Source organism: Acidovorax sp. LjRoot204 (assembly GCF_056175785.1).
In genome coordinates this window covers 1-2,130 of record NZ_JBGFFF010000306.1, presented here as the reverse complement: position 1 = coordinate 2,130, position 2,130 = coordinate 1, and the positions used below count along the sequence as shown (strand labels likewise).

Annotated in this window: 2 protein-coding genes; one reads left to right on the top strand and one right to left on the bottom strand. The window is 60.0% G+C overall.

Annotation, left to right across the window (positions count from 1 at the left end; all coding sequences use genetic code 11):
- Positions 1-323 precede the first annotated feature (323 nt).
- Positions 324-686, top strand: coding sequence for a hypothetical protein (locus AC04MI_RS24825; protein WP_476499001.1), 363 nt, complete (start codon positions 324-326; stop codon positions 684-686).
- 35 nt (positions 687-721) lie between these two features.
- On the opposite strand, the gene AC04MI_RS24820 is transcribed toward AC04MI_RS24825, so the two are convergent.
- Positions 722-2,130 (bottom strand): zonular occludens toxin domain-containing protein (locus AC04MI_RS24820; RefSeq protein ID WP_476499000.1); only part of this gene is annotated, 1,409 nt, incomplete at its 5' end.

Sequence of the window (2,130 nt, the reverse complement as noted above, 5' to 3'; positions counted from 1 at the left end):
GTGCAACTGCGTTGCATGGGGCGCTCGCCGCGCGGCGTCCGTTGCCCGTGAAAGGTAGCGCCCAGCACCATTCCCCAGATTTCTTCGCCTCTTCGGCCAACGCTAAGCCAGGACCGCGCCGAGGGCGCTTTGAGTTCCTGCGGGGGGAATCCATAAAGCTGCGCTTTACAAACCCTCCCCCCTCCGCAACTCAATCCCGGCAACGCTAATGGCACGGCGAAGAACTCAGGGGAACGGTGCAAGCAAGGCCAGCTTGCACGGGCAACAGACAACAGTTGTCCGGCCCGGAATCTAGGGGCCCGGTACACCTGAAGGGGAACACGATGATCGCAAGCAACTACCGCAAATTTCCTGAAGCTCTGGCGCTGCAGATGCCTTTGCAGTTCGGGCGCTTGCTGGTGTGGGCTACGTCGCGGCCTACGACGCGGCTGCTGCGGGCGATCAGGGCCGAACGCGGCGCGGCGTTCAAGGCGGCGGGCAGGGTGGCCTATCCAGTGCGTAAGACCACGCTGAGCTGGGCGCGTGAGTTGGCGAAGAAGGTGCGCGACCTGGGCAAGCTGGTGAAGGCTGCACAGGTGGCGCTGGTATACGCAGAACCGGTGAAGCGAAAGGGCTTCGGCGGGCACGTTGAGAGGCTGCGCGCAAGGCAACCGCTGGCCCGCTGCCCTATCGTGGTTAGCGCATAGATTGTCTTGGCCAGATCCGTTTTGGCGACATTTGGTCATCCGGTAAAGTGCCGGTATGGACTTTGTAACGTTGGCGGTCCAATGGGCCGCGATGCATCCGTGGTTGGCGTCGGCTGGACTGGTGATCCTGGCGGGAGCACTCTTTGCGGGGTCTGCTCGGCTCTTGGGTTCACGACGCCGGGCAAATATGCTGCAGCTTCGGATACTGCCGAAGGGGAAGCAGAAGGACTGGCGCTCGACGGTCTATAACCCGGTTCAATTCCGGCGCCCGAAGCGATAGAACGACCAGGGGCAACCTCCACGACAACAGGCCGATCCTGCGCGCCCTGGGCCAATACGGGTGCATCGCAGGTGATGGCCTGGGCCTTGCCCTTCCACCGCAATGTGCCGGCGCAATCCGTGAGCGGTTGCCATGTGTAGCCCATGGCCTGCAAGTCTCTGCTGTCGATCGTGCTGATGCGCTGGCCGGAGTTCGACACGGCGAAGGTATAGACCGTTTTGGCGCCCATGGTGATGCGGCCGGTCAAGTGCAAGAGCTTGCTTGCATACGGCTCAGGCGTTGCATCAGGATCAGCGCTGGAGGCTGCTTGTGCAGGGGATGGGGCGTGGACCTCGGTGGCGGTTTTGATGGCCTGCACGGGCTGCTCTGGTGCGCGCAAAGTGCCACCCGGTGGGACGGCCTTTAGGTCTTTGGTCCATTGCATGTCGGAGGTCTTTTGAACCTTGGTTTTTGCGTCCGACTTGGGCCAGAACATCCAGGCAATGACGAAGGCCGTGAATATCCAAAAACCCCATGTGAAGCGGCGCAGCTTGACGCTCAGCGGGGCCACGTCCTGGGCGCCTGATTCGGCAACGCTGTTCCCTTGGGTGTGACTCTTGTACAGAGGGAAATACTGAGGCTTGTAGGGGCGCTGCTCAGTGCTGATGACAGCACCACGGTAGCCAGCCTTCACCTTGCGGATGTAGCAATCCTTCTTGCCGAGAATGTCAGCTTTGCGGCAGATGACAAGCATTGCCATCAAGCGAGCGATGGGCTGGTTGATGTCCCTAAAGCTCTGCGTCATCAACAAGATATCGCAGTTGAAATGCCGGTGCAGCTTGAAGAACTGTACGACCTCTTTATCGGTCCCAACATCGGGCAATGCGAGGTGACATTCATCAATGATGAACACAGGCCCTTGCCCTGTCTCTGGATGCTTCCACGTGCAGTGGTAGTCCCACACATGGCCGAAGACAGCTACAGATTCGCTGGGCTTGTGTTGCTTTTGGGGATCATCAAACAACGTGAACGCATTGCCGTTGCCCTCATCGTCCATTGCGTCAGCATCCCATGTGCCCATCACAGGTTTTGGCCTGCGGCGAAGCTCGACCAGGTGCGTGTAACTGGGATCGATGGCCGCGAACATTTCCACGATCAGCGGCAGGTTTGTGATGACCTTGCGAC

Coding starts and splice junctions, on each gene's coding strand:
- AC04MI_RS24825 (WP_476499001.1), top strand. CDS start 324: ATGATCGCAAGCAACTACCGCAAATTTCCTGAAGCTCTGGCGCTGCAG.